Source organism: Francisella marina, from assembly GCF_008369785.1.
GTDB classification, from domain to species: domain Bacteria; phylum Pseudomonadota; class Gammaproteobacteria; order Francisellales; family Francisellaceae; genus Francisella; species Francisella salimarina.
The window spans coordinates 1,761,243-1,786,017 of the sequence record NZ_CP043552.1 but is presented as its reverse complement, the minus strand read 5'-3'; the positions used below and the strand labels follow the sequence as shown (position 1 = coordinate 1,786,017).

The following is a 24,775-nucleotide window of genomic DNA, read 5'->3' as shown; positions in this document are numbered from 1 at the left end:
TTTTTGAGATAACTATCTATAACAGTTTTATAATCAACAAAATTAAAAAATTTTTTGTAACCCTTGAGTGTGACATTACTACCTAATAAAGTCCAAGTATCATTTATAGCTTCACCTCTAATTTCAAAGGGAACAGTTCCAAATAAAATATGGGTGATATCATGATTTCTAAACCATTTGTTAGCTTCATCATGTCCATTGTTTGAGTTTAGAAAAGAATAATTTTTATTATATTCTTCTAGACTCTCGTGTAATGTTAATTTACAGTTTTATTCTAAATATTGCATTGAGAAATTTTAGAAAAAAGAATTTTAATATATAGATATTATAAGACATAAATATAGTAATTAGTTATGAAAAATAGATGTCCGAAGATTTATTCAGCAGAGTTTTCCTTATTTGAATCACAACATTTACTAGCTTGATTTTTGTTACAAGGACAGTCACATTTAGGACCACAGCCACAGTGGCCTTTTTTATGGTATTTAGCGGCAAATAGTACTAAAACGATAGATATAACTACAAGCCATGTATTTTCGTGCACAGAACCAGGAAATATACATAAAATCAGCGTTATAATTTTCAATGCGACAGCAACTCCCAATACCGTTAAAAAGACAGCTAACGCACAAAACCAAAACTGCTTACAGCAAGAATCATTTTCTTTAAATGGACATTTCATTTGTATTCTCCTAAGATTTTTAATGACATTTATATTTTATCAAAGAAGTAGTGATCTGGCATAGAAAATAATAAATCATAAATAATGATTAGTGTTTAGTTATATAGTTAAGGCTAACAGCAGATAGGATGATAATTAAAGATATCCAAACAGTTATGTTAGAAGGATCATGGTTGATTAATATACCAAAGATAACTCCAAACAAAGGTACTAAGTAGTTAGTAAAAGAGGTAAAAACTGGACCTGCAACCTTTATTAAAGAAGCATAAAGAAAATATACAATACCAGCACAAAATATACCTAGATATACTAAAGAAGACAGTGCAAAAGTAGAAGAATGAATACTAGCATAACTTGGCTTAAATATAATCAGTAAAATAGATAACTGTAAAGTTGAAGCAATAAGAATATTTCTTGAAACAATAATGGGATTATCGTGGAAACAAGATTTACTTAAAAGCAATAAAGCTAGCGCAAAGGATGTAGTTGCTAATAGTATTGCTAATATCCCATATATATTTATTGAATGATTGTCAGCTACTAAATTTGGATAAAATAATACTAATAAACCAATAAATCCGACTGAAATACTTAAAATATTAGCAAAAGTTATTCTAGAATTAACTACTAATGGTCCAAGTAAAACAACAAAAAAAGGCACTGTTCCAGTCAGAATAGCAGTAATGGATGGACTAGTAAATTTTTGTCCCCATGGTATTAGCATAAAAGGCATTGTAGCTTCAAGAAAAGCTATTAAGGAGTAAATAGCAAAATCTTTTTTGAATGATTTAGATTTTAAACCTAAAAAATAACAAACAATACAAAGAATCAAACAACCAATAAATGATCTAGCAAAAGCAATCAAAATTGGTGGAAAATGTTCGATAGCTTCTTTTTGAAAGATAAATTGTGAGCCCCAAATAAGTCCTATGGCAAATAGTAAAGAATATTTTTTAATCATTTTTATAAATATCTTAAATTAATAATTGATGATTATTCTATAAAATATTTTCACAAAGCATAAACTTTTTATTGTAAAAAATATCAGTTGCATGTTTATAGCTTCTTAGTTAGAGTTGTTAATTATAGTTTTATTAGAAAGGAAGAGTTATGAAAAAGTTTTTACTCGGTCTTGCAGTTGTATTATTATTTAATTCGATATACGCAAAAAACTTAGAGCTTATGCAACAAAATATCCAAAACGCAAATCAAAATACTAACCAAAATAATAATGAAAATAAGCAACAAGTATCCAAGCAATCACAACAGCTTTTTAATGCTTATAAAGACCAAAATTAATAAATATTATATTCAGAAAAGTTAAAGAAGTCTTTATTGCCTTGGGTTTTATTTGTAAGTAATGATTTGTATTGTCTTTGAACAAGAGGTGTTGTGCTAGAAGTTACATCTCCGCGATTCATTAAGGTACAGCTACTTAAGAACACAATTATAAGAGTAGTGATTAGTGTTTTTTTCATGATATATCTATACCTAAATATCTATAGCTAAATGATAACTATTTAAAAGTTATTATTCAAAAAATTTTTGAATGCAAATGGTGGAGGCGGCGGGACTTGAACCCGCGTCCACAAACTCTCCATCTTTGGATCTACATGCTTAGGCTAATCTATTTGAGTTTAGCTTAGCTATTCCCCAACTAGCCGGGGTAATAGTTAGCGAGTCTGTTAAATACAGCCTTAACTCCCAGACAAAAAGCAAAGACCGTCTTATGCGGAATATGAACGGATGTAAAGATAGTGTCATAAGAAAGACTATCATATCCGTGCGTCTCTAGGTTATTAAGCTAGACTAGGCAGCTTTAGCAACAGCAGCAAAGTTGCTGTCGTTAGCCGCTACGCGGTTTGCTTTTTTGTTGCCAGTTATTATTGGCATTTGTACTGTTATTAACGAGGTTACGGTACTTCCTCGACATGCACCTTAGATTTTGACATTCATGTCGAAACCATATTCGCCCCCATTTGGGTGGATACAATTTATACTTTATTATGATAAATGTCAAATGTTAAGCATGACTCTAAAATAAAACATAGATAGCTGACGATAGTGCAACAATACCAACAAAAAGTATGAAACCATCAGCTAGTAGATTTTTATATTGCTTTAAATATTTGATTTTATAGATACTATAGATAGGCATAATAAATAGTATTACAGCCAAAACAAGACCACCAATACTAGATATCATATCTAATATATTTGGATTTAAGTAAGCAACTAACCAACATGATAAAAATACCACTGATAAGGTAATGGGTTTTATAGCTTTTTGACTAATTGAGTTTTTTGAAATTTTGCAAACTATACCATCTATACCTTCTTTTGACCCTAAGTAATGTCCAAAAAAAGATTTACTCATAGCAACTAGAGCAACCAGAGGAGCTATATAGTCCAAAGAATAATTATCAAAATGACTTGCTAGATAAGATAATATAGAAACATTCTCTTCTTTGGCAGCCATTAAATCATCTGGAGACAGAGTTAGCATTGAGCTAAATACAAATATGACTACTGTAACAATCATTAATATATTACTAAAAGCAATAATTCTCGATGCTTTTTCATCTGCATTTTGCTTATATTTACTTTTCGTATAAACAGCTAAAGATGAAATAATTGGTGAGTGGTTAAATGAAAATATAAGTATTGGCATAATTATCCAAATAGCTAATAAAACACCAGAAAAAGTATGATTATATTCAAAGCTATTATGTAGTATATTTATGTCCCAGTATGGAATCATCCATAGTGAAAGCACTAATAATGCTATGATGAATGGGAAAACCAAAAAGCTCATCACGCGAATAATTAGTTTCTGACCAAAATTGATGATAAATACTAATGAAAGTATGGTAAAGAAGCTCAAAAGAAATCTATTATGTATGTCATAGTGAAGCTGATATTTGAAAAAACTAGCTAGAGTATTTGTAATACCAACACTATAAACCAACAGTATCGGTAATATTGCAAATAAATACAGAATATTAAAAATAATACCACCGAATTTACCAAAGTAGTCATCTGCTACGGCAGTAATATCAGAGTCAGTATTTGGGTTAGATATTACAAACCTACACAATGCACGATGAGACAAAAACACCATTGGAAAAATAAAAACTAATACTACAAGTATTGGTATAATTCCTGAAATTCCAGTTTGAATTGGTAAAAAAAGTATGCCAGCCCCAATAGCCGTACCAAACAGGCTAAGAGACCACATAAAGTCTTCATTTCTTTTCATAGTAAATATATATCTAGTTAAAAATAAAAATACTTACAGAAAGCTAATAATCAGCAATCGATAAGCCAGGTTCAAAATTAGTTAATAAAATTTAATGTAAAAAGAAGAGATTGTCAAAAAAACAAAGCTATAAATATCTAATTAAATTTAGTTTTGTGATTTTAGAAGTAATGATAGCAGAGACATTCTAATAGGAACACTATATTTGATTTGATCAAAATATTTTGCACACTCAAGCTCATCTATAGATCTATCCATCTCATCAACTCTAGGAAGAGGATGAAGGATTATGAAGTTACTAGTAGCGGAAATATGTTTTCTATCTAAGTAGCATAAATCTTTATTCTCTAAATAACTCTCTTCATTTGGAAATCTCTCTCTTTGAACACGAGTTACATATAGTACATCTAAATCTTTCAGAGCTTCAGCACTTACTTCTTCTAGTTCACTAAAAGAATTACCATTTTTCTCAACAAAATCTCTAAGTTTCTCAGGGATTTGCAGTTCTTTTGAAGATATAAATTTAAATGTAGCATTATATTTAGCTAAGATATTAGTTAATGAATGAACTGTACGACCATATTTTAGATCTCCTAAGAAACCAACTTTTAGGTTATCAAGAGAGCCTTTCTCAGAATAGATAGTATATAAATCAACCAATGATTGAGTAGGGTGTTCATTCTCACCGTCACCAGCATTTATCACAGGTGAGTAAACATATTTTGAGAACTCTTCAACACTATGTGGCTTAGGATGACGCATAACTATTATGTCAGCATATTGATCCATCATTCTACCTGTGTCATCAAGGGTTTCGCCTTTTTGAGTAGAGCTAGAAGCACCGTTTTCTAGTGATATAACCTTACCACCAAGTCTATTCATAGCAGATTCAAAAGAGAATCTTGTTCTAGTACTTGGTTCAAAGAAAAGAGATGCTAGTATTTTGCCTTCTAAATCTTTGATGGGTTCTGAATTAGCTAGTTTATTTTTATAAATATCAGCTTGATGAAATAGTTTATATAAGTCATCTCTAGTAATTTGATCGCCTCGTAGAAGCTTTTGAAATGATAGCATTTTTATACTCCAGAAGATTGTTCCCCTTTGGAACGAAGGGGCGGTAGTCGAAGACACCACACCCAGCCTATCGGCACCCCTCTCAAGAGGGGAATAGGGTATTTTTTTAAAAAAGTAATGGATCCTATGGTTTTAAGCCATAGGAAGACACACTTTAACTATTAATCCACTCTTTAACAGTTTTAACATCAAAATCATTATTGATTTTGCGCATATCTTTAGCTGCAATAACAAAAGCCTCAAAAGCACCTGCCGTCGTCACATATGGTACTCTACTCATAATAGCAGCTCTTCTAAGAGCTAAGCTGATATTTAACTCTTGTCTAATTGATGTATTAACAAGTAGATCAACTTCGCCGGCTTCGATAGCATTAACTGTACTATGAACCTGATTGTTACCAATATTGTCCGAAGCTTTATCAAATAGCTTACAAGCAATACCATGTTCTTTTAAGAAGCTCTCTGTACCCTTAGTAGCAAATATATTAAAACCTAGTTCTATCAGCTCTTTAACAGGCTCTATTATCTTAGGCTTATCAGCATTACTTACAGATATTAAAATATTTCCTTTTAGAGGTAGTTTATTAAAAGACATCTCTTGAGCCTTATAAAAAGCTACGCCAAAAGATCTATCCATACCCATTGCTTCACCTGTAGATTTCATCTCAGGGCCTAAATAGCAGTCTACATCAGCAAATCTTCCAAATGGGAATACCGCTTCTTTGACAGAGAAATGTCTAGGTATAGGGTTATTTAAGATAAACTCAGATAGCTTTTTACCAAGCATAAGTTTAGTAGCAATATTTGCGATACTATTACCAGTAGCTTTTGCTACAAATGGTACAGTTCTTGAAGCTCTTGGGTTTACCTCGATTACATATAATTGATCCTTTTGATATGCAAATTGGATATTCATTAGACCAATAACATTTAACTCTCTAGCTAGTCTGATAGTTGCTTGTTTAACCTCTTCGATTTGCTCATCAGATAGCGAACGAGTTGGTATAGAGCAAGCCGAGTCACCAGAGTGAATACCTGCTTCCTCGATATGTTCCATAATACCTGCGACAAATACACGATCACCACCATCAGCTAGAGCATCAACGTCTAGTTCTATCGCATCTTCTAGGAATTTATCAATTAGAATAGGACCTTCCAGAATACATTTAGCATTTGTTTCAATATATGTATCTAATTCTTCTTTTGAGTGAACTATTTCCATAGCTCTGCCACCTAGCACATTAGATGGCCTTACAACAACAGGGTAGCCGACATTAACAATCTTTTTCTTAAGTTCATTAATGGTATATGCAATAGTATTTAATGGTTGTTTTAACCCTACCTTATCTAATAGTTCTTTGAATCTTTCTCTATCTTCTGCTAGATCAATCTTATCAGGATCTGTACCTAGTATAGGAATATTATTCTCATGCAGGGCAGATACAAGTTTCAAAGGTGTCTGACCACCAAACTGTACAATTACTCCTAGTACTTCACCTTTACGCATTTCGTTTTTGATAATATCAAGAACATTCTCAGCGCAAAGAGGTTCAAAGTATAATTTATCAGAAGTGTCGTAATCCGTAGAAACTGTCTCAGGGTTACAGTTAATCATGATAGTTTCGATACCTTCCTCTTTGAGAGATTTAGCAGCGTGAACACAAGCATAATCAAACTCAATACCTTGACCAATTCGGTTAGGCCCACCACCTAAAATTATAACTTTTTTCTTATCAGATATTTCTGATTCACAGTCACGTACGATTTCTTCATAGCTATAGTGCTCATAAGTCGAGTATAGATAAGATGATTTAGACTCAAATTCAGCAGCACAAGTATCTACTCTCTTAAAAGTAGGGTAGATCTCTTTACCGAAACGGAAGTTTCTAATATATCTTTCAGTTCTACCAACAAGCTCAGCAATTTTCGCATCAGAAAATCCTAGATTCTTATAAATAGAGAACTCTTCTTTGCTATTTGGCAAACCTGTTTTTTTAAGCTTTTCTTCAGCATCTATTATGATAGCAATCTGCTCAATAAACCAAGGATCTATTTTACAAGCATTATGAATATCTTCTTCAGATATACCAAATCTGAGCGCTTGAGCTACTCTTAGAATTCTCATAGGAGATAGCTCTTCTAATGATTTTAGAATAGCTACTTTATTTTCTTCTGTTGAGTTTGACTCACTAACACCTGGTATTTCAACTTGATCAAGACCCTTTAAATCTGTTTCAAGTGATACTAGAGCTTTTTGTAAACTTTCTGTAAAAGATCTACCAATCGCCATAGCTTCGCCAACTGATTTCATTTGTGAAGATAAGTTTGACGGTGTAGTAGGGAATTTCTCAAATGTAAATCTAGGAATTTTAGTAACTATATAATCAATAGTTGGTTCAAATGATGCTGGAGTAACTTTTGTTATGTCATTATCAATCTCATCAAGAGTATAGCCAACAGCTAGTCTAGCAGCAACTTTTGCAATAGGGTAGCCAGTAGCTTTTGATGCTAGTGCTGATGAGCGAGATACTCTTGGATTCATCTCGATCACTACAAGCTTTCCAGTCTCTGGGTTTACTGCAAATTGTACATTTGATCCACCAGTCTCTACGCCTATCTCTCTAAGTACAGCAATCGAAGCATCACGCATGATTTGATATTCTTTGTCTGTAAGAGTTAGTGCTGGAGCTACTGTGATACTATCGCCTGTATGGATACCCATAGGATCGATATTCTCAATTGAGCATATAATAATAGAGTTATCAGCCTTATCACGGATAACCTCCATTTCATACTCTTTCCAGCCTAGGATAGACTCATCAATTAACACTTCATTTGTTGGTGATAGGCTTAGACCATTTTTGACAATTGATTCAAACTCTTCTTTTGTATAAGCGATACCACCACCACTTCCACCAAGTGTAAATGATGGTCTAACAATAGCTGGCAAACCAATATCTTCTAGTGCTTTGTGAGCTTCCTCCATAGATTGCACTACGACATTTCTTGGCACATCAAGACCAATTTTTGCCATAGCTTTGTTAAAACGCTCTCTATTCTCTGCTTTGTCGATAGAGTCAGCTTTTGCTCCTAGCATTTCAACGCTATACTTCTCTAGTATACCAGCAGCATCTAGCTCTAACGCACAGTTAAGAGCAGTTTGACCACCTACTGTAGGTAAGATTGCATCTGGTTTTTCTCTAGCAATAATTTTGCCAACACTCTCAACTGTAATTGGCTCAATGAAGATCTTATCTGCTGTTGTAGGGTCTGTCATGATAGTTGCTGGGTTTGAGTTTACAAGATAGACTGTGTAGCCATCTTCTTTCAAAACCTTACATGCTTGAGTTCCTGAGTAGTCAAACTCACATGCTTGACCGATAACAATTGGACCAGCACCTAATACTAAAATACTTTTTATATCTGTTCTTTTTGGCATCTTCTTAGTTCCCTTTCTTACTTTCTGCTATCATCTCAGCAAATTCATTAAATAAATACTTACAGTCATGTGGGCCAGGCGAGCTCTCTGGGTGATATTGTACTGCAAAAGCTGGTCTATCTTTGAATCTCAAGCCTTCAACAGTACCATCAAAAAGTGAGCTCATATGAATCTCGATATTATCTGGAACTACATCATCACATACTACAAAACCATGGTTTTGGCTTGTAATGAGAACTTTTTTAGTATCAGCATCTAGTACAGGTTGGTTTACACCACGATGACCTTGGTGCATTTTTTTAGTTTTTAAGCCAGCTGCTAGCGCTAATAGCTGGTTACCTAGACAGATACCAAATATTGGCATTTTGATTTCTAGAAGTTTTTTGATGACTGGCATAGTGTAGTCTGAAGTAGCGAATGGATCTCCAGGACCATTTGATAAGAATACTCCATCAGGATTATGCTTCATAATATCTTCATAAGTACTATCAGCTGGTACTACAGTTACTTTAAACCCTGCATCTACAAGATTTCTTAAGATGTTATATTTAACACCATAGTCGATGACTACAACATTATATTTGTATTCTTGTTGGTGGCGATATGATTGTTGTCCCAGTTCAAAGGTATGCTCATCCCACTCATATTCTCTATTAGTAGTTACACTTATTGCTAAATCTCTACCACTTAGGTTAGATTTGTTTTTGATACGTGATCTTACATAATTGGCATCTAGAAACTCACCAGGCTTCACAGATAGTATAGCAACCCTTACAGCACCTTCTTTGCGAATCTTACGCACAATTGCACGCGTGTCCACACCACATATACCAACGATATTTCTGTTTTTTAACCATGTATCTATATGTTTTTTTGATCTGAAATTTGATGGGCTAGTTAGGTTTTCTCTAACAATTAGACCTTTGGCAAATACACCAAGTGATTCATTATCTTCGTTATTGATACCGACATTACCAATATGTGGAAATGTAAATGTGATAATTTGACCAGCATAAGAAGGATCTGTTAATGTTTCTTGGTAACCAGTCATTGAAGTGTTGAAACAAATTTCGCCGTCTGTCCAACCACGAACTCCTATTGATCTACCAAGATAGTATGTACCATCTGGGAAAACCAATATAGCATTAGTCATATCGTTAGCTAATATCATAATAAAACAACCTTTTTGTGATAAATTGAATTGGAAGAAAAAAAGAGTTTGAAAGTTTTTTCTGTCATTACTTTTTACAAAGTTAATAGGCAAATTGAAAGTATTGTAGGCATTCGAGACCTATATGTAAAGACTGTTTTCCTAAGTTTTGACTAAAGTTGATTTTGGTCTAGTTTTAAAGCTATTTTTATACTACAATTAACTTTTATCTCTTCAAAAAAAAATCCATTTTTTTCTACAAAATTAATATTTAATCTTTCATGATTTATCTATGATGATATTGGTTTTAGATAAGGTATTAAATATAAGTAGAGATAAGTTTTTGGTGTATAGTATGCTGATTATGCTAATTGCATAACGGGAGGTGGAAAAGAGTTAGAACTTGTACCACCTACTTGATATAAACTAAATCCAAAATTTAGAGTTGCTAAACTAATTGTGATTACTAATATTGCTTTTTTCATTTTGACTACCTTTTTTATTATGTTCTGTATCGAGATGTGAGTATTATTGCAGAGATTGCTTATAAATAAAAATATGTTATTTTTATTTTGTATATAAGTTTCATTGATATGTGTTAGAGATTAGTGAGCATAGTAGTAATATAAGGTTATAAAATTATAGTTTTCATTTTTTAAAATGATAATATATGTGAATTATTTAGTAATATTGCTAAATCAAGTTATGAAAAAAATTATTGCGACATTTACATTACTATTTTTGCTGATACCGCTAGGATATTCTGAAGGTAAGTTAGTTTTTGTATCTATGATTACACGCCATGGCGATAGAGCACCATTTGCAAATATCAAAAATGCTGACTATGACTGGGGAACAGAATTATCTGAGCTTACTCCTATAGGTATGCATCAAGAATTTATACTAGGAAGTAAATTAAGACAAAGATATATCAAAAACTTTAAGTTACTTTCATGTAAATATAAGAATCAGAGTATTTTTGTACTATCTAGTCATACTAATCGTACTGTAGAGAGTGCACAGAGTTTATTAATGGGGCTATATCCAGCAGGTACGGGACCTGTTTTGGCTAATGGACAGCGCGCCATCAATGGAGGCTTCCAACCAATTCCTATTATGACTCTGTCAGCAGATTCTAAGCTCATACAGTTTCCTTATGAGCAGTATTTGGCTGTGTTGAGAGAATATATCTATAACTCTAAAATATGGCAAGATAAGACTAAAGAAGCAGAGCCTAACTTTGCAAAATGGCAGCAAATATTAGGTAATAAAATATCAGGGTTAAATGATGTGATCACTGTAGGCGATGTTTTGATAGTTGCTAAGGCACATGGTAAGCCTCTACCAAAAGGGCTATCTCAAGAAGATGCTGATCAGATAATAGCTCTTACAGATTGGGGCTTAGCACAACAATTCAAATCACAAAAAGTTGCCTATATTATGGGTGGCGAACTTACTAATAGAATAATCGAAGATTTAAATAATGCTGCTGAAGGTAAATCCAAATATAAAATGACTTATTACTCAGGTCATGATTTGACTCTTTTGGAAGTAATGGGGACATTAGGAGTACCTCTAGCTGAAGCACCAGGCTATGCAAGTAATATACAATTTGAGCTTTTCAAAGATATCGATACTTATAAGGTTAAGCTTAGGTATGATGGGAAGTATGTCAAATTACCAATTATGGATGATGATGACAGCTGTACACTAGATGCTCTAAATAAATATATGCAGGGTATTAATAAAAAATTTCAAAAATAAGTTCTAATTATTTTCTTAGATAAGTGGTGTAATATTGCTCAGTCATTCCCTCAGCCTTTCGGTAGTCTGGAATATTTTCTCTTTGCTTACTATCAATTAGTTCAAACTCAATATTTGGAGAGAAGTTCTTTATCAGCTCAGCTTGAGTAACACTATATGGAGGAGTCTGAGATTTTTTGTCATGCTCCATAACGAGTAGTAGTATTTGAGTATTATTAGAGCATACTTGTAGCATCATCTTTGCATATCTAGCTCTTATATCTTCTGGCAAAGCAATATAAGCTCCTCTATCATACCAAATATCAAAAGCGGGTAGGTTTTTGGCTATTTTAGGTAAGTTAAAAATATCTGTTACATATATCTCGATGTCATCGCCTTTATAGAGCCTATAGTTATTGCCATCTACAACCTCATATTTGATATTATTTTGGCTAAAAAATGATAAAACAGCTTTTTCTGAAAGCTCCACACCGACTACCTTAACGCCGTTAGATAAAAAGTACAGCATATCTATACTACTTCCACACATTGGCACTAAACATACTGAAGAGCTATTTATATTTAATTTAGAAAAGTGCTTAACTAGAAATTCATTTGGCGACTCTTGACAGAAATCGACATCATTGTTTTGCCATCTATCTAACCAATATTGGTTATGGTTTATCTCGACTTTGCTCATATTATCTTTAATTGGTAATTTATTTAATCTATTAAGAAATATTAACATGAGTGATTAGATAAATATTACTTTTAAATATGGCGATTTATATAATGGTTCTTTATAATTTCGATAGATTATAAAGGAGGAAAAAATGCAAAATCAAAGTTTACTTATCAAAAATGCTACAGTTGTAAATGAAGGTAAAACATTTAAATCTGATGTTTTGGTTGAAAATGGCAAGATTGCACAGGTTGCTGCAAATATAGACAAACCAGCAGATAAGGTCATAGATGCTACAGGGCTACACCTACTACCAGGTATGATTGATGATCAGGTGCATTTCAGAGAACCAGGTCTTATGCACAAGGGCGAAATCGAAACAGAATCAAAAGCCGCTGTAATGGGTGGTATTACCTCATATATGGAGATGCCAAATGTAAACCCAGCGACTACAGTTGTAGAGCGTTTAGCTGAGAAAAAAGAACGCGCTGCTGCTAGATCTCATGCTAACTATGCTTTTTATCTGGGAGCGACAAATGATAATGTTGAAGAGCTAAAGCGCCTGAAACCAAATGATGCTTGTGCTATCAAAATCTTTATGGGAGCATCGACTGGTAATATGCTAGTGAACAATCCTGAGACTTTAGAAGGTTTCTTTAGAGATAGTCCACTTCTTATCGTAACTCATTGCGAAGATACTCCTATGATTACAGAGCTTGAGAACAAGGCTCGTGAGAAATATGGCGAAGATGTACCATTTGACCTGCATCCAGAGATTCGCTCGCGTGAAGCTTGTTTTAAATCATCAGAGCTTGCAGTAGGTCTTGCTAAGAAGTACAACTCAAGGTTACATGTACTTCATCTGACTACGGCAGAAGAGATGGTACATTTTGATAATTCTATTCCATTAGAAGAGAAGCGAATTACAGCTGAGGTGTGTGCTCATCATTTATTCTTCTCACGCAAGGATTATGCAGAGAAAGGTGCTTTGATTAAGTGTAACCCAGCTATCAAAGAAGAATCAGATCGCTTGAAGTTGCTAGAATGTGTTGCAAATGACACTATTGATGTAATTGCTACAGATCATGCTCCACATACTTGGGAAGAAAAACAAGGCACTTACTTCAAAGCTCCAGCAGGTCTACCTCTAGTTGAAGAGGCTCTTATATCTGTGCTAGAGCATTATCACAATGGTTTCTTGACTCTAGAGCAAGTTGTCCAAAAAACTGCTCATGCTCCAGCTATAGTATATAAGGTAAAAGATCGTGGCTTCATCCGCGAAGGTTATGCTGCTGACTTAGTACTTGTAAATCTAAACGATCCACATACTCGTACTGATGAGTGCTCTCATTATAAATGTGGTTGGACTCCGTTTGCTGGTCGTACTTTTAAATCAAAAGTTCAAACAACTATTATCAATGGTGTAGTTAAGTATCACAAAGGTAAAGTAGTAAGCGATCAAAGAGGGCAATGCTTAGAGTTTAATCATGAGTTTTAAACTTAATAAAAGTAAATAAAAGGTTTTATTAGATGCTATTGATCTCAATATTTATTTTCTTAATATTATTGTTGATAGGGTCCTTTTTGTTAGCGTTTCTGTTGTATTACATCTCAAATGTGAAACGTTTTATAAGATGGATAGTTATAAGAGAATATAGGAATGAGTTGGAAGGTAGTAAAGATGATAAGGTAGATAAAATTTGTATAAAAAGGAGTTTGCATAAAAAAAGGAAAAAATTTCTTTTTTTATTAAAACCCTCATTTGTATGTAGGCTATTTTTCTACTTTGTTTCTCTTTTTAAAGAACTTATCGCTGAACATAATAATTTAGAAATAAAAATTTTTGCTGGGATAAATATTCTTATTTTATACATTGGATTTATCTACAGTTTTCTTTATCAGAGCTTATACAATGTATCAGAGTTTATTAGTTTGAATCTTTTTGATATGTATAAATTTGGGCTTGTGGCTTTTTTTCAAGTAAATATTTATAGTGATCACATATACGCATTTGTTCTATTTTTATATCTTTTGATTTTCATCTCATTAGAGATATTTGTCAGAATTTTTACTTTAGAAAGAAAAAGTAGTTTAATAATACTTCCAAAAATATATTATTTAGGTATAGTAACGACTATTTTCTTATTCTCAATCATTCTAATTAAAGCTTATTTATTAAGCAGAGAGTCTAATAGAATATACCAAATGATGTTAAATAGTAATATCACAACTGTATTTTCAGATAGTAAATATAATTATGTATCTGAGCCTAAGAAAGCATATACATATCTAGTACCATTAAATAAGAATATTCAAAATAGCAGTAATGTTGAAAAATATGGAGTTCTTAATATTAGCTATAGCGAAGCTTTAGTAAAAAGAGTGATTATTAAAATTAAAACTAATAAAAAAGAGTTAGAAAGTAAGGTAGGCGAAAAAGAATATAAGCAAATATTAAAAGCATATCAGGATGCTAATTAATAAAAAGGGTTGCTTTTCTATTAGTAAAAATGATACAAAATGCTTAGAACTACTAATCGCTAATATGCATATTCCCCTTCAAATATTGAAGGGGTGGCTTGCGCGCAAGACGGGGTAGTTTTTAGTCATCTTATGGTTTGACCATAGGATCCATTGAGAATTTAAATTGAAGTTTAAAGAATAGGTTCTACGATCGAGTCGTAGAATGACATAACAGATTACTTTATATACTTATCAAACCAAGCAATTTGCTTAGCTAATATCTTCTGTAGAGGCTCACCTTCATAACATTCATAGTGACTAATTCCTTCTAGAACCATTAGCTCTTTTGGCTCATTAGCTTTTTCATACAATATATGTGACTCTTCGACTGGGTTTACAGAGTCAGTATCAGAAGCGACTATTAGTACAGGGATTTTCAGATCGCTAATATAATTCTCAGGCTTATGCGACATAGTTTCATTAACTGTAAGAAATGGAATTTTAATATCAAAAGCATCATATTCTTTACTATATCTTTCATAGAAGCCTTTTGATTGCTCATCTGTTAGTACCTTATGTAATGGCACCATCATTTCTTTGCCAGTTTTTTCTTTTTTCGCTAACATTTTTTCAATCATGCAAAGGAATTTCTCTTTTTCTTCATCTGACATGTCGCCTGTGATTACTCTCTCACCATTAGCAAAAGTTAGCTGAACTGATAGACATTTTACAAGATCATTTTGTGCAGCTGCTGTGATAGCGTTAGCACCACCATAAGAAGTGCCCCAAAGTCCAATCTTATTAGAATCAACAAAGTCTAGACTAGCTACATAGTCAATTGCAGAGTGAATATCTTCGATTTGTAGTTTTGGCACTAGTCGGCCTCTTTCACCTTCGCTTTCGCCAAAGCCTCTATAGTCAAAGTTAAGTACAACATACCCAGCCTTTGCAAAAGCTTCAGCATATGCAGGTAGTAATACTTCCTTGAAACCGGCAAAACCATGACATAAAACTATCGCAGGATATTTGTTATTTTGATCAAAGTTTTCAGGTTTATATAGCTGTGCTGATATATTATCTCCATGAGATGTGAAGTTTACTTTTTCCATATTTCTTCTAGTTGTTAGTTTATATACTTGTGTAACTTTATTTTAGCAGAAATTAAGAGTGGTAACTTGTAGAAGAGATTTTTATATATAAACTTATTATGACAAAAGAGTATACTTGGTGTAAGTAAATCTTATTATAGACATTGAACATGGATAAACAGCAAATAATTACTGCTACACAAAACTGGGTCAAGACATTTGTTGTCGAAATGAATCTTTGTCCATTCGCTAAACGTGAAGTTGTTAAAAATAGAGTTCGTTATTTTGTCTCACAAGCAATAAATACAGAGCAATTATTAGCAGAAGTACAAGCAGAACTTGAGCTATTAGAGAGTGACATGAATATTGAGACAACTCTAGTTATTCATCCGTATATTTTACAAGACTTCTACGACTACAATGACTTTCTGTATGATACAGATAATCTTTTGATAGATCTGTCATTAGAAGGAGTTTATCAGATAGCAAGTTTTCATCCTGATTATCAGTTTGAAGGGGTAGACTTAGATGATGTTGAGAATTATACAAATCGTTCGCCTTATCCGATGTTGCACTTGATTCGAGAAGAGTCTCTTGAGAGAGCAATAGCAAACTATCCAAATCCTGATGATATTCCTCAAAGGAATATCGACTTAATGAATAAGCTTGGAATAGATAAAGTTAAAGCTTTGTTGAAATCATGTTTTGATATCTGAGGCGAAAAGTCTGCTGGCTAATTAACTTATAGTTACTGATTTTTATACCAATATTTGTCTAATAATATAATCGCCCAGTGACTCAGATATTATGTTAAGAACTCTTTCTCCAACTTCAATCAACAATAGTATAAATAGTGCGATAAAGATTCCTAAAGCTCTATATGCACCATCAGAGAAACTAAAAAACTCAAGTTTTGTTGGGAAACAGACTATCATAAATGCTCTATTTGCTTGCTCATAAGCATATCCATACAATGGATGTTGTAATGCAAAGTACGTAAAGATTGTTGAGAAAAGTATAAATAATGGAAATATAACAATTGGTAAATAGCTTGATATTACAATACAAGCAATACCGCATGATACTCCTAGTAAACATCCAAAGAATCTTCGATGAAATACAAGGACAGTTTTATTTATTTCAACTCCGGATATAATTACGATAGTTATAATCATATTGATTGAGCCACCGGGGACATTTACAAACATCCAAAACAGCACAGCCAAACTCATTGCAATAAATATTCTAGTAGTATTTAATAGAGCGTCTTGATCTGATAATGGGGTTGCTGGTGAGAAGCTTTTTCCTTTTTTAATGGGTAATATAAGTACAAATATTAAGGCGCATAAAACACCAACAATATTGGTGAGTATTCTATACTCTGTCAAATAAAAAGCATTGGTAGGCTCTACGATACAACCAGCCCCGATAAAAGATATATGTAAACCAATGAACAGTAGAAAATAGCCCTCTTGAGGATAGATTTTTGAAAAAAATAAGAATATAGCTCCTATTAGAAAAATAATAAGTATGCCTACAAATGAAAATTCAACAAAAAGTATACTTAAGTATAAACCTATAATAGAGCCAATAATTGTAGCAACAACTCTTCTCCACGACTTATAGATAGTAAGAGAGGATCCTGTTGAGAATATTACGATGGCAGCTGTAGCAGCCCAAAAAGGATAATCAAAATTTAGAGCATCATTAATGATAATTGCTACTACACCACATATAGAAATTACTATAGATATTAGCAGTATTTCTAGAGATTCTTCTTTTTTGATATCATAGAATTTAGAACCATACATGGACATCTCCACCAAGTCTAAACTCTTTTGTATCTTTAGATAAAACTTCTATGAGTACAGGAAATCTATAATCCAATCTAACCCAGTCTATATTTCTTTCAATATGGTAGAGAGCTGAGAAATTGTCATATTCCGGTCTTGTGATTCCTTTTTCGATATCAACTATTCTACCTGTATATTTCTTAAATCCTGTTAGGCTTGTAGTCATACTGACAGTCTGGCCAACAGATAAGTATCTAATATTACTTTCTTTGACGTTTGCCACAACATACCATTTATGAGTATCAACGATAGAAAATAAATCTTCCCCTTTATTAATGAAATCGCCTTTTTGTAATATAAAGTTTGAAATATATCCATTTGTTGTAGCTTTGATAGAACATCTACTCAAAGAGTACTTTTTTTGATCAATCTTTGATTGAGTTATTTTCTCATCAGATAGAAGATCATTTTGTCTGATTTTTAGGTTATCTACATTCTGACACGCTTTGACAAATTGAGACTCACTAGATATTAAGTTCTTTTCAGCTAAGTCTTTTTGCTGATCAGATACGGCACCGTCTCTTATTAGACGTTTATATCTCTCAAAATTTCTTTTCTCAACAACTAGGCTTTCTCTGGCTAAATCTCTTTGCTTTTCAGCAAGTTTTATTTTTATAACAACATCTTTAAGTTCTAGAGTTATTTTCTTTTCTTGTGATTGTAGTATATTGAGCTCTTTTGTTATGTATCTACAGTCTAGCTCAAATAATGTATCACCTTTATTTACATATGATCCTTTTTTGATGTATATCTTCTGAACCTGTCCATTTTCTACACTATTTACTCTGGTAAAATTGGCATATAAATAAGCATCTCTCTCGAAGCTAGCATCAAAGTATAGAAAAATACATATAAGAAAAATAATAATAAATAATATTATTACAGCAGCCATTAGTTTAGATATTTTCATCGTAAAACTCTTTTACTTAATTTTGATTGAATTACAGCAGCTTGAAGTGCAAATCTTATGAAGAATTATTATTTGTTATACGGCTAACCCTTCTTTAAGAGTATTTAGCAGAGCTGAAGATCTAATAGAGTCTCCGTTACTATCATATTTGATCATAATCTTTGTGACATTTTTTGAGATTCTGTAGATAATTATTTTTAGTCGATCACTAGGGTCATTATTATCTATAGCTACTATAGTTGCTTTGTCATTAGTTTGGCTATTTTCTACTAAATGGTAAGGATGACCATTCTCATTATAAGTAATACCTGTCTTGATACTATTGATTGTCATCTGATAGACTTTGTCAAAATTATAATTAAGTTCTGTAATGTAGTATCCATTTTCATACTCAGTATCATCAATCGAGACACAGCTTGTATTCATGACAGTTATGAGTATTATTAGAGTTATTCTTAGGAATGATTTGGAGTAGTTCTTCATAATGTAATTTCCTATATATCGCAGATTTTTATAAAAAATTTCTAATATATATTTTCACACTAAAATTATCTTTGAAAAACATATAAAATAATAATTATGTATTTCCAAATTGGAAATAGTGTGGATAGGTTTGATTGCATGAAAAGTTTCATTCTAGTAGCTAAGAATCGTAGTTTTACGGTAGCAGCTAGAAAACAAGGTTTTGGATTGGCAAAAGTTAGTAAACAGATTAATTTTCTTGAAGAATGGTTATCATCATCACTTTTTATACGTACTACAAGAAAAGTAGAGTTAACAGCCAAAGGAGAAGCATTTCTTGACTACGCACAAGATATTGTAAAGCGTGTCGAAGATGCACAAAATGATATTGAGAATAGAAATATACAGCCAAGAGGTGAGATAGCAGTCTCAATAACAGCAGGACTTAATGTGGCTTTTTTTATTGAGCATTTTGCTAATTTTTTATCAAAATATGATCAAGTAAAGCTCAATATACATAATATTAATTCCCCACTTACAGTATTAGAAGGTACATGTGATGTCTCCATAAGTTCTATAGATGTTGCTGACCCTAGACTGGTTAAATATGTTTTTTGTTCGTTTAAGCGTAAATTGTATGCATCACCTAGATATCTTGAGAAAAAAGGAATCCCTAGATCTTTATCAGACCTGTCTCATCATAATACTTTAATAAATACCCTCACTCACCCCAAAGGTTGGCAGTTTGGTAAATCAGCTGTAAATCTGAACTATGATTATTTATCTAGCTCAACAGATGAGTTAAAAAATGCAGCCAAGCACGGACTGGGAATTATTTGGTCAATTGATCCTTTAGTTAGACAAGAGGTTAATTCTGGAGAGCTGATAGAAATTAAGATGGATGAGGCTCAAGAAGATGTTAAGTTGTATTGTTATTTTTTACAAACATCAAAACAAGATAAGAGACGTATTCTTGCAGAATATTTGCTTGAGAATGTAGATATTTTCTAAGCTTAGTATTATTTTATCGGTATCATAACTTCATTAGTACGTAAGAATGGTATTGTCCATGGCGGATTATACCCAGCTGCCTCAGGTTGACCGTCTATCTCGTAGCTGTTGGCTTTTATCCATGTTTTAAGTTTAGTCGTATTGCTATCTATAGAGTCTTTGTCTAGGAAACCACTAAATGTAACTACCGCCATTTTAGTTTCAGGTTTCTCAACCAATTTGATTTTATCACTAGTTGGTTTTGGAGCATTTTGTAGAGTATATTGAGCCGGTAGTACAAAAGCTATAGTCCATGATTTATCGTCTCCAGCTATCATTACTGGAGCTGTCATCTGAATTTTTTGTGAAGATTGTTCTATTTTGACAGGAGCAGTCATTTGTATATCTTGTTTAGCAATGTTTGCACCAGTTATGTATCTAAACAAGTAGCCAAAACCTTTGTTGACAGCAGACTTATAGTCAGAGTCTTCGACAGTTACTTGAGCTTCAGTAAGAGGAGCATAAACTCTAACAGAGAAATTATCATCTGTCTTAATATTTGTATATTCAGCTTGAGGAGTATTATTAATTCCAACTATGCTACAAGATGATAATGCTAAAGCGGATAGTACCGATAAAGATTTTTTTAACATATCTTACACTCCTTAGAATTTGCTGTAAAAGATATCTATACTCATCATTATAAATCACAATATGGTTATTTAAGAGTTAAAGTTTTGTAAGGTTAAGTTGCTATAATTGTGCAAAACTTAAATAAAATAAGGTTTAAATATGACTAAATTACTCAAAATAATAGCGCTCCTTGCTGTTATGGTAGGAGCCTCTTACGCTTCGGTTGAAAAGCCTCTTAATCTTTTGCTCGAAAGAGCTTCTTTGATGCAAGGTGTCGGAATATGTAAGCATAAGCTTAATAGTCCTTTATATGATGCAGATCAAGAGCTTAGAGTACTACAAAATGCTCAAGCTTTAGCAAAAAAGAATCATTTAGAATCTAACTCATTTCTGATCTTTATCCAATTACAAATGGATTTATCTAAGCAAATAGAAGATTATTATGCAAAAAATGCAACTCAGCAACAGCTTGAGCAACAAAGCTCAGATTGTTTGTCTATATATCGAGATAAGATTAAAAAAGTTGATGAACAACTCTATCCGGCAATAAGTCAAAACATCAGCGAAATTAATAAAGATAAAGACTTAACTACAAAGCTTAGTGAGCTTGTGAAAAAACAAAATATTAAAGGTATCCCTCAAGATCCAAGCTATCTAGAACTATTAGCAAATGGTTTGCAAAGTATTAAAGTAGTTCAATAAGTTGACTTGAATAATTTAAAAGAAAAAACTTTAAGATATTAGTTATTTTTTATCCATTTTTGTCTTAAGTCTAAAGTAAATGGATATTCTTTGTTTTTAGGCATTTTATGGTAGTTAAACTGTTTAGAACTACCTTTTTTATCTACAATAACTCTATTGGTTTCATTATTATAGGTAGTATTGCCAGTAGCTGATACAACAGGATCATTTTCAACAAGATCGCCTTGAGAATGATTGAAATCCCAGTATCTGTTAATTCTACGTGATTCCGCTTCGTATGAGTTAACAGGGAATGTCTCATAACTTCTGCCACCCGGATGGGAAACAAAGTAGTTAAAGCCACCTATAGATCTATTATTCCATTTATCAACGATATCAAAAGTTAATGGAGTATCAACACCAATAGTTGGATGTAATGCTGACCACGGCTGCCATGCTTTGTATCGAACACCACTAACATATTCGCCTTCAATATTTGTTTTTGATAATGGGATTTGTACACCATTACATGTTACAGCATATCTTTCATCGTTAAAGTTTTGGATTTTCAGCTGTAATCTCTCTACAGAAGAGTCAACATATCTTGCAGTTCCTTGAGAGCTAGATTCTTCACCTAATACATGCCATGGTTCTATCGCAGCTCTTATCTCGCAGTGCATATTATTGATAGTAGTCATGCCATATAGAGGGAATCTAAACTCAAAGAATGGATCAAACCACTCAAGTTTGAACTCATAGCCTTCATCATTTAGGAACTGTACAACTTCTCTAATATCTTCTTTTACATAATGCTCTAATAAGAACTTATCATGTAGTCTTGTCCCCCAGCGTACTAAGTCGTGTTTATATGGTTTTTTCCAAAAACAAGATACCAATGCTCTTACCAATAGCATTTGTAATAGTGCCATCTGAGAGTGAGGAGGCATATCAAAGGCTCTAAGCTCTAAAATACCTAATCTGCCAGAGCTACTATCTGGCGAGTAAAGTTTGTCGATACAAAACTCACTTCTGTGTGTGTTACCAGTAATATCAGTCAGCATATGTCTAAACAATCTATCGACTAACCAGAATGGTACATTTGAGTCATCATCAGGTATCTGTGAGAAGGCTATTTCTAATTCGTATAGATTTTCTAATCTGCCTTCATCAACTCTTGGTGCTTGAGAAGTAGGACCAATAAAAGCACCACTAAATAAGTATGATAAACCGGGGTGATGTTGCCAAAATGTTATCAAACTTCTAAGCAAATTAGGTCTTCTTAAAAGTGGTGAATCACTTGGCTTAGCAGCTCCTAGAGTGACATGGTTACCACCACCAGTACCAGTGTGTTTGCCATCAATTGCAAATTTCTCAGTGCCAAGTCTACACTGTCTAGCATCTTCATATAAGCTAAGTATATTATCACTTAGCTCTTTCCATGAGTGTGCTGGTTGGATGTTTACTTCTATTACACCTGGATCTGGAGTTACTTTTATTCTATCTGTTCTATTATCTTGAGGTGGCTCATAACCCTCTATAATAACTGCCATATTTAGTTTCTTAGCAGTTGCTTCTATAGAGGCTATCAGATCTAAGAATGCTTCAGTATCATTTATCGGTGGTAAGAATATACATAGCTTATTATTTCTAATTTCTGTAGAAATAGCAGTTCTTACAAATGCACTATAAGTGTTATGAGGTGTCGTATTTGAATTAATCTCTTTTGCTCTTTGCTCAACTGGCGTTATATAGTCGCCAAGGTTAGGGTATGATGCAAATAAATCTGTTTCGACAGATTTTTCAATCTCGACATGTGGCTTAAGAATTAATGAGTCTAAAGGAAGTCTAAAGCCAAGCGGAGAATTACCTGCTAATAAAAACATATTTCCTCTTCTAAACTCCCATTTGGAGCTTATCCATTTTGTTTTACCAAAATCTAAGGGTAAGGCATAACCAACTTCTTCATCTAATCCAAAACTCAACTTCTCAGCTATAGTACGTCTTTCTAAAGGATCTTTGAGATTATATTTCATTGGGTCGACATCTACAGGAAGCTCAGCTTCTTTCATTATGTAGTAGATAGGATCTTCATAAGCAGCTATGATATTTTGATCGCTAACTCCCAAAATCAAAGATAGTGTAGATAGAAATTTTTTAGCATCAGCAGTTTTATATGGATATGATTTGCTCATATCTGCCAATAGTTCAGGATTTTTCCATACTGGATTGCCATCTTTTCGCCAATAAACAGTAGTTTGCCATCTTGGAAGAGGTTCTCCTGGGTACCATTTACCTTGAGCATGATGTAATAATCCACCGTTGGTTGTAGATGATAATAGTTTTCTAGATAGTTTATTCGCCAGCTCTCTTTTGTGTGGGCCATCCGCTTCTGTATTCCATTGCGCTGATTCCATATCATCTATAGATACGAAAGTTGGCTCACCTCCCATTGTTAATCGCACATCATTTTCAACCAGGTCCCTATCAACTTTGAAGCCTAAATTGTAAATATCTTGCCATTGGCTTTCTGTATATGGTTTGGTAACCCTTGGAGACTCAAATATTCTTGTGACCTTGTTCTCGTAGAAGAACTCTGTTTCACAGACATCAGTTGCCCCCTCGATAGCGTGAGCACTATTGTAGTGAGGTGTACAAGCTAGAGGGATATGGCCTTCTCCAGCAAAAAGCCCACTAGTAGAGTCTAGACCAATCCAGCCTGCTCCAGGTACATAAACTTCAGTCCAAGCATGTAAGTCTGTAAAATCTTCTTCTGGGCCATTAGGTCCATCTAATGAATCAACATCAGCTTTTAGTTGTACTAAATAGCCAGATACAAATCTTGCTGCAAGTCCAAGATGCCTTAGAACTTGTACAAATAACCAAGAGAAGTCTCGACAGCTACCTAGCTTCTTATCAAGTGTTTCTTTGGGTGTTTGTACACCTGGCTCAAGGCGGATAGTATAATCAAGAGTGTCGTATATTTTTTGATTTATTTCCACTAAGAAGTCTATTATAGGTTTCTTAGACTTATCTACTGATGCAACAAAGTCTCTTAATTCTTTTGAATCATCTTCTAACTCTAGATATGGTGCTAACTCTTTTTTCAAATCTTTTTTGTACTGGAAAGGGTAGTCCTTTGCTCCTTCTTCAACAAAGAAATCAAAAGGATTAATGGTAATCATGTCAGCAATAATCTCAACATCAATACTAAATTCATCAGTTCGTTCAGGAAAGACTAATCTTGCTAGATAGTTTCCAAAAGGGTCTTGTTGCCAATTAATAAAATGGCTATTTGGCTTAATTTTAAGCGAGTAAGATTCTATCGGTGTTCTGCTATGCGGAGCTGGTCTTAATCTTATTATATGAGGAGATAATGAAATTTTCTTATCGTACTTATATTGAGTTTTATGAGAAATAACTACTTTTAAAGCCATAATAAACCTACCTTTTATGCTTCTGTAATGAGATACATAGATAAAAATAATCATCTATATAATCTAATAATACATAATTTTAAGGATTTTATGAAAAGTAAGTTGATTTCTAGAGATAAAAAAAATAGATAGTATCAAAATAAAAAATATGAAAACCTAATTTACTATAAGCTTTCATATTCAATTGTCATGATTGGATATATGTTGAAATAACAAAGTTAAAATATGGTTT

The 24,775-nt window shown here is 33.0% G+C and carries 22 protein-coding genes and 1 other RNA gene; 7 read left to right on the top strand and 16 right to left on the bottom strand.

Features of this window, described 5'->3' with window-relative positions; all coding sequences use genetic code 11:
- Window positions 1–376 precede the first annotated feature (376 nt).
- The gene (locus F0R75_RS08830; protein ID WP_004286827.1) at window positions 377–682 is read right to left on the bottom strand and encodes a hypothetical protein; all 306 of its coding nucleotides are present in this window, start codon (window positions 680–682) and stop codon (window positions 377–379) included.
- Between the two features lie 88 nt (window positions 683–770).
- A complete protein-coding gene (locus F0R75_RS08825; protein ID WP_149368986.1) occupies window positions 771–1,643 on the bottom strand; it encodes a DMT family transporter in 873 nt (290 codons plus the stop codon).
- A 149-nt stretch (window positions 1,644–1,792) separates the two neighbouring features.
- Here F0R75_RS08825 and F0R75_RS08820 point away from each other — a divergent pair, with 149 nt between their 5' ends.
- Entirely contained in the window at window positions 1,793–1,981 is a 189-nt protein-coding gene (locus F0R75_RS08820) for a hypothetical protein (RefSeq protein WP_149368987.1), read from the top strand.
- Here F0R75_RS08820 and F0R75_RS08815 read toward each other — a convergent pair.
- The 7 genes from F0R75_RS08815 to F0R75_RS10305 form a co-directional block, all read right to left on the bottom strand.
- Window positions 1,978–2,160 (bottom strand): hypothetical protein, encoded by a 183-nt coding sequence (locus tag F0R75_RS08815; RefSeq protein WP_146421553.1) that lies wholly within the window; start codon window positions 2,158–2,160, stop codon window positions 1,978–1,980. The genes F0R75_RS08820 and F0R75_RS08815 overlap by 4 nt on opposite strands.
- 78 nt (window positions 2,161–2,238) lie before the next feature.
- Window positions 2,239–2,659: a transfer-messenger RNA gene (ssrA, locus tag F0R75_RS08810) on the bottom strand.
- A gap of 58 nt (window positions 2,660–2,717) precedes the next feature.
- Entirely contained in the window at window positions 2,718–3,941 is a 1,224-nt protein-coding gene (locus F0R75_RS08805) for an aromatic amino acid transport family protein (RefSeq protein ID WP_146421554.1), read from the bottom strand.
- A gap of 147 nt (window positions 3,942–4,088) precedes the next feature.
- Window positions 4,089–5,015, bottom strand: coding sequence for an aspartate carbamoyltransferase (pyrB, locus tag F0R75_RS08800; RefSeq protein ID WP_146421555.1), 927 nt, complete (start codon window positions 5,013–5,015; stop codon window positions 4,089–4,091).
- Between the two features lie 154 nt (window positions 5,016–5,169).
- Window positions 5,170–8,454, bottom strand: coding sequence for a carbamoyl-phosphate synthase large subunit (gene carB, locus F0R75_RS08795; protein ID WP_149368988.1), 3,285 nt, complete (start codon window positions 8,452–8,454; stop codon window positions 5,170–5,172).
- A 4-nt stretch (window positions 8,455–8,458) separates the two neighbouring features.
- The gene (gene carA, locus F0R75_RS08790) at window positions 8,459–9,625 is read right to left on the bottom strand and encodes a glutamine-hydrolyzing carbamoyl-phosphate synthase small subunit (RefSeq protein WP_013921813.1); all 1,167 of its coding nucleotides are present in this window, start codon (window positions 9,623–9,625) and stop codon (window positions 8,459–8,461) included.
- Window positions 9,626–9,966: 341 nt separating this feature from the next.
- On the bottom strand, window positions 9,967–10,089 hold the full coding sequence (locus F0R75_RS10305) for a hypothetical protein (protein WP_013921814.1): 123 nt from the start codon (window positions 10,087–10,089) through the stop codon (window positions 9,967–9,969).
- Window positions 10,090–10,309: 220 nt separating this feature from the next.
- Between F0R75_RS10305 and F0R75_RS08785 the strand changes: the two genes are divergently transcribed.
- Complete coding sequence (locus F0R75_RS08785; protein WP_187985984.1) at window positions 10,310–11,368, top strand: histidine phosphatase family protein; 1,059 nt, start codon at window positions 10,310–10,312, stop codon at window positions 11,366–11,368.
- Window positions 11,369–11,375: 7 nt separating this feature from the next.
- Here the strand turns inward: F0R75_RS08785 and F0R75_RS08780 are convergent, their stop codons facing one another.
- Entirely contained in the window at window positions 11,376–12,047 is a 672-nt protein-coding gene (locus F0R75_RS08780) for a thiopurine S-methyltransferase (RefSeq protein ID WP_149368990.1), read from the bottom strand.
- Between the two features lie 133 nt (window positions 12,048–12,180).
- Here F0R75_RS08780 and F0R75_RS08775 point away from each other — a divergent pair, with 133 nt between their 5' ends.
- A complete protein-coding gene (locus F0R75_RS08775; protein WP_149368991.1) occupies window positions 12,181–13,527 on the top strand; it encodes a dihydroorotase in 1,347 nt (448 codons plus the stop codon).
- Between the two features lie 119 nt (window positions 13,528–13,646).
- The gene (locus F0R75_RS08770) at window positions 13,647–14,510 is read left to right on the top strand and encodes a hypothetical protein (protein ID WP_149377286.1); all 864 of its coding nucleotides are present in this window, start codon (window positions 13,647–13,649) and stop codon (window positions 14,508–14,510) included.
- A gap of 218 nt (window positions 14,511–14,728) precedes the next feature.
- Here F0R75_RS08770 and uilS read toward each other — a convergent pair whose 3' ends face one another.
- Window positions 14,729–15,601 carry a UilS family quorum-quenching N-acyl-homoserine lactonase gene (gene uilS / locus F0R75_RS08765; protein ID WP_149368993.1) on the bottom strand — a complete coding sequence of 291 codons (873 nt, stop codon included), beginning with the start codon at window positions 15,599–15,601 and terminating at the stop codon, window positions 14,729–14,731.
- 149 nt (window positions 15,602–15,750) lie between these two features.
- Here uilS and F0R75_RS08760 point away from each other — a divergent pair, with 149 nt between their 5' ends.
- Entirely contained in the window at window positions 15,751–16,296 is a 546-nt protein-coding gene (locus tag F0R75_RS08760) for a DUF1415 domain-containing protein (RefSeq protein WP_149368994.1), read from the top strand.
- 42 nt (window positions 16,297–16,338) lie between these two features.
- Here F0R75_RS08760 and F0R75_RS08755 read toward each other — a convergent pair whose 3' ends face one another.
- The 3 genes from F0R75_RS08755 to F0R75_RS08745 all read right to left on the bottom strand — a co-directional run bounded on the left by F0R75_RS08755 (window position 16,339) and on the right by F0R75_RS08745 (window position 18,826).
- The gene (locus F0R75_RS08755) at window positions 16,339–17,391 is read right to left on the bottom strand and encodes an FUSC family protein (protein WP_187985985.1); all 1,053 of its coding nucleotides are present in this window, start codon (window positions 17,389–17,391) and stop codon (window positions 16,339–16,341) included.
- Window positions 17,378–18,343 carry an HlyD family secretion protein gene (locus F0R75_RS08750; protein ID WP_149368995.1) on the bottom strand — a complete coding sequence of 322 codons (966 nt, stop codon included), beginning with the start codon at window positions 18,341–18,343 and terminating at the stop codon, window positions 17,378–17,380. The genes F0R75_RS08755 and F0R75_RS08750 overlap by 14 nt, the downstream gene beginning before the upstream one ends.
- Before the next feature lie 75 nt (window positions 18,344–18,418).
- Window positions 18,419–18,826, bottom strand: a complete 408-nt coding sequence (locus F0R75_RS08745) for a DUF3568 family protein (RefSeq protein ID WP_149368996.1) — start codon at window positions 18,824–18,826, stop codon at window positions 18,419–18,421.
- Between the two features lie 120 nt (window positions 18,827–18,946).
- Between F0R75_RS08745 and F0R75_RS08740 the strand changes: the two genes are divergently transcribed.
- Window positions 18,947–19,816 (top strand): LysR family transcriptional regulator, encoded by an 870-nt coding sequence (locus F0R75_RS08740; protein WP_149368997.1) that lies wholly within the window; start codon window positions 18,947–18,949, stop codon window positions 19,814–19,816.
- Window positions 19,817–19,824: 8 nt separating this feature from the next.
- Here the strand turns inward: F0R75_RS08740 and F0R75_RS08735 are convergent, their stop codons facing one another.
- Window positions 19,825–20,448: an SOUL family heme-binding protein gene (locus tag F0R75_RS08735; RefSeq protein ID WP_149368998.1), complete on the bottom strand. Its 624-nt coding sequence runs from the start codon at window positions 20,446–20,448 to the stop codon at window positions 19,825–19,827.
- Window positions 20,449–20,587: 139 nt separating this feature from the next.
- Here F0R75_RS08735 and F0R75_RS08730 point away from each other — a divergent pair, with 139 nt between their 5' ends.
- Window positions 20,588–21,130 (top strand): chorismate mutase, encoded by a 543-nt coding sequence (locus F0R75_RS08730; RefSeq protein ID WP_149368999.1) that lies wholly within the window; start codon window positions 20,588–20,590, stop codon window positions 21,128–21,130.
- Between the two features lie 38 nt (window positions 21,131–21,168).
- On the opposite strand, the gene F0R75_RS08725 is transcribed toward F0R75_RS08730, so the two are convergent.
- Window positions 21,169–24,543 (bottom strand): transglutaminase family protein, encoded by a 3,375-nt coding sequence (locus F0R75_RS08725; protein WP_149369000.1) that lies wholly within the window; start codon window positions 24,541–24,543, stop codon window positions 21,169–21,171.
- Window positions 24,544–24,775 lie beyond the last annotated feature (232 nt).

Excerpts from the sequence above, each read along its gene's own strand:
- F0R75_RS08780 (WP_149368990.1), bottom strand. The coding sequence starts at position 12,047 with ATGAGCAAAGTCGAGATAAACCATAACCAATATTGGTTAGATAGATGG.
- F0R75_RS08830 (WP_004286827.1), bottom strand. The coding sequence starts at position 682 with ATGAAATGTCCATTTAAAGAAAATGATTCTTGCTGTAAGCAGTTTTGG.
- F0R75_RS08725 (WP_149369000.1), bottom strand. The coding sequence starts at position 24,543 with ATGGCTTTAAAAGTAGTTATTTCTCATAAAACTCAATATAAGTACGAT.
- F0R75_RS08745 (WP_149368996.1), bottom strand. The coding sequence starts at position 18,826 with ATGAAGAACTACTCCAAATCATTCCTAAGAATAACTCTAATAATACTC.
- F0R75_RS08760 (WP_149368994.1), top strand. The coding sequence starts at position 15,751 with ATGGATAAACAGCAAATAATTACTGCTACACAAAACTGGGTCAAGACA.
- F0R75_RS08785 (WP_187985984.1), top strand. The coding sequence starts at position 10,310 with ATGAAAAAAATTATTGCGACATTTACATTACTATTTTTGCTGATACCG.
- F0R75_RS10305 (WP_013921814.1), bottom strand. The coding sequence starts at position 10,089 with ATGAAAAAAGCAATATTAGTAATCACAATTAGTTTAGCAACTCTAAAT.
- F0R75_RS08825 (WP_149368986.1), bottom strand. The coding sequence starts at position 1,643 with ATGATTAAAAAATATTCTTTACTATTTGCCATAGGACTTATTTGGGGC.
- F0R75_RS08735 (WP_149368998.1), bottom strand. The coding sequence starts at position 20,448 with ATGTTAAAAAAATCTTTATCGGTACTATCCGCTTTAGCATTATCATCT.
- F0R75_RS08805 (WP_146421554.1), bottom strand. The coding sequence starts at position 3,941 with ATGAAAAGAAATGAAGACTTTATGTGGTCTCTTAGCCTGTTTGGTACG.
- uilS (WP_149368993.1), bottom strand. The coding sequence starts at position 15,601 with ATGGAAAAAGTAAACTTCACATCTCATGGAGATAATATATCAGCACAG.
- carA (WP_013921813.1), bottom strand. The coding sequence starts at position 9,625 with ATGATATTAGCTAACGATATGACTAATGCTATATTGGTTTTCCCAGAT.
- F0R75_RS08820 (WP_149368987.1), top strand. The coding sequence starts at position 1,793 with ATGAAAAAGTTTTTACTCGGTCTTGCAGTTGTATTATTATTTAATTCG.
- F0R75_RS08755 (WP_187985985.1), bottom strand. The coding sequence starts at position 17,391 with ATGTATGGTTCTAAATTCTATGATATCAAAAAAGAAGAATCTCTAGAA.
- F0R75_RS08750 (WP_149368995.1), bottom strand. The coding sequence starts at position 18,343 with ATGAAAATATCTAAACTAATGGCTGCTGTAATAATATTATTTATTATT.
- F0R75_RS08815 (WP_146421553.1), bottom strand. The coding sequence starts at position 2,160 with ATGAAAAAAACACTAATCACTACTCTTATAATTGTGTTCTTAAGTAGC.
- F0R75_RS08775 (WP_149368991.1), top strand. The coding sequence starts at position 12,181 with ATGCAAAATCAAAGTTTACTTATCAAAAATGCTACAGTTGTAAATGAA.
- F0R75_RS08730 (WP_149368999.1), top strand. The coding sequence starts at position 20,588 with ATGACTAAATTACTCAAAATAATAGCGCTCCTTGCTGTTATGGTAGGA.
- pyrB (WP_146421555.1), bottom strand. The coding sequence starts at position 5,015 with ATGCTATCATTTCAAAAGCTTCTACGAGGCGATCAAATTACTAGAGAT.
- carB (WP_149368988.1), bottom strand. The coding sequence starts at position 8,454 with ATGCCAAAAAGAACAGATATAAAAAGTATTTTAGTATTAGGTGCTGGT.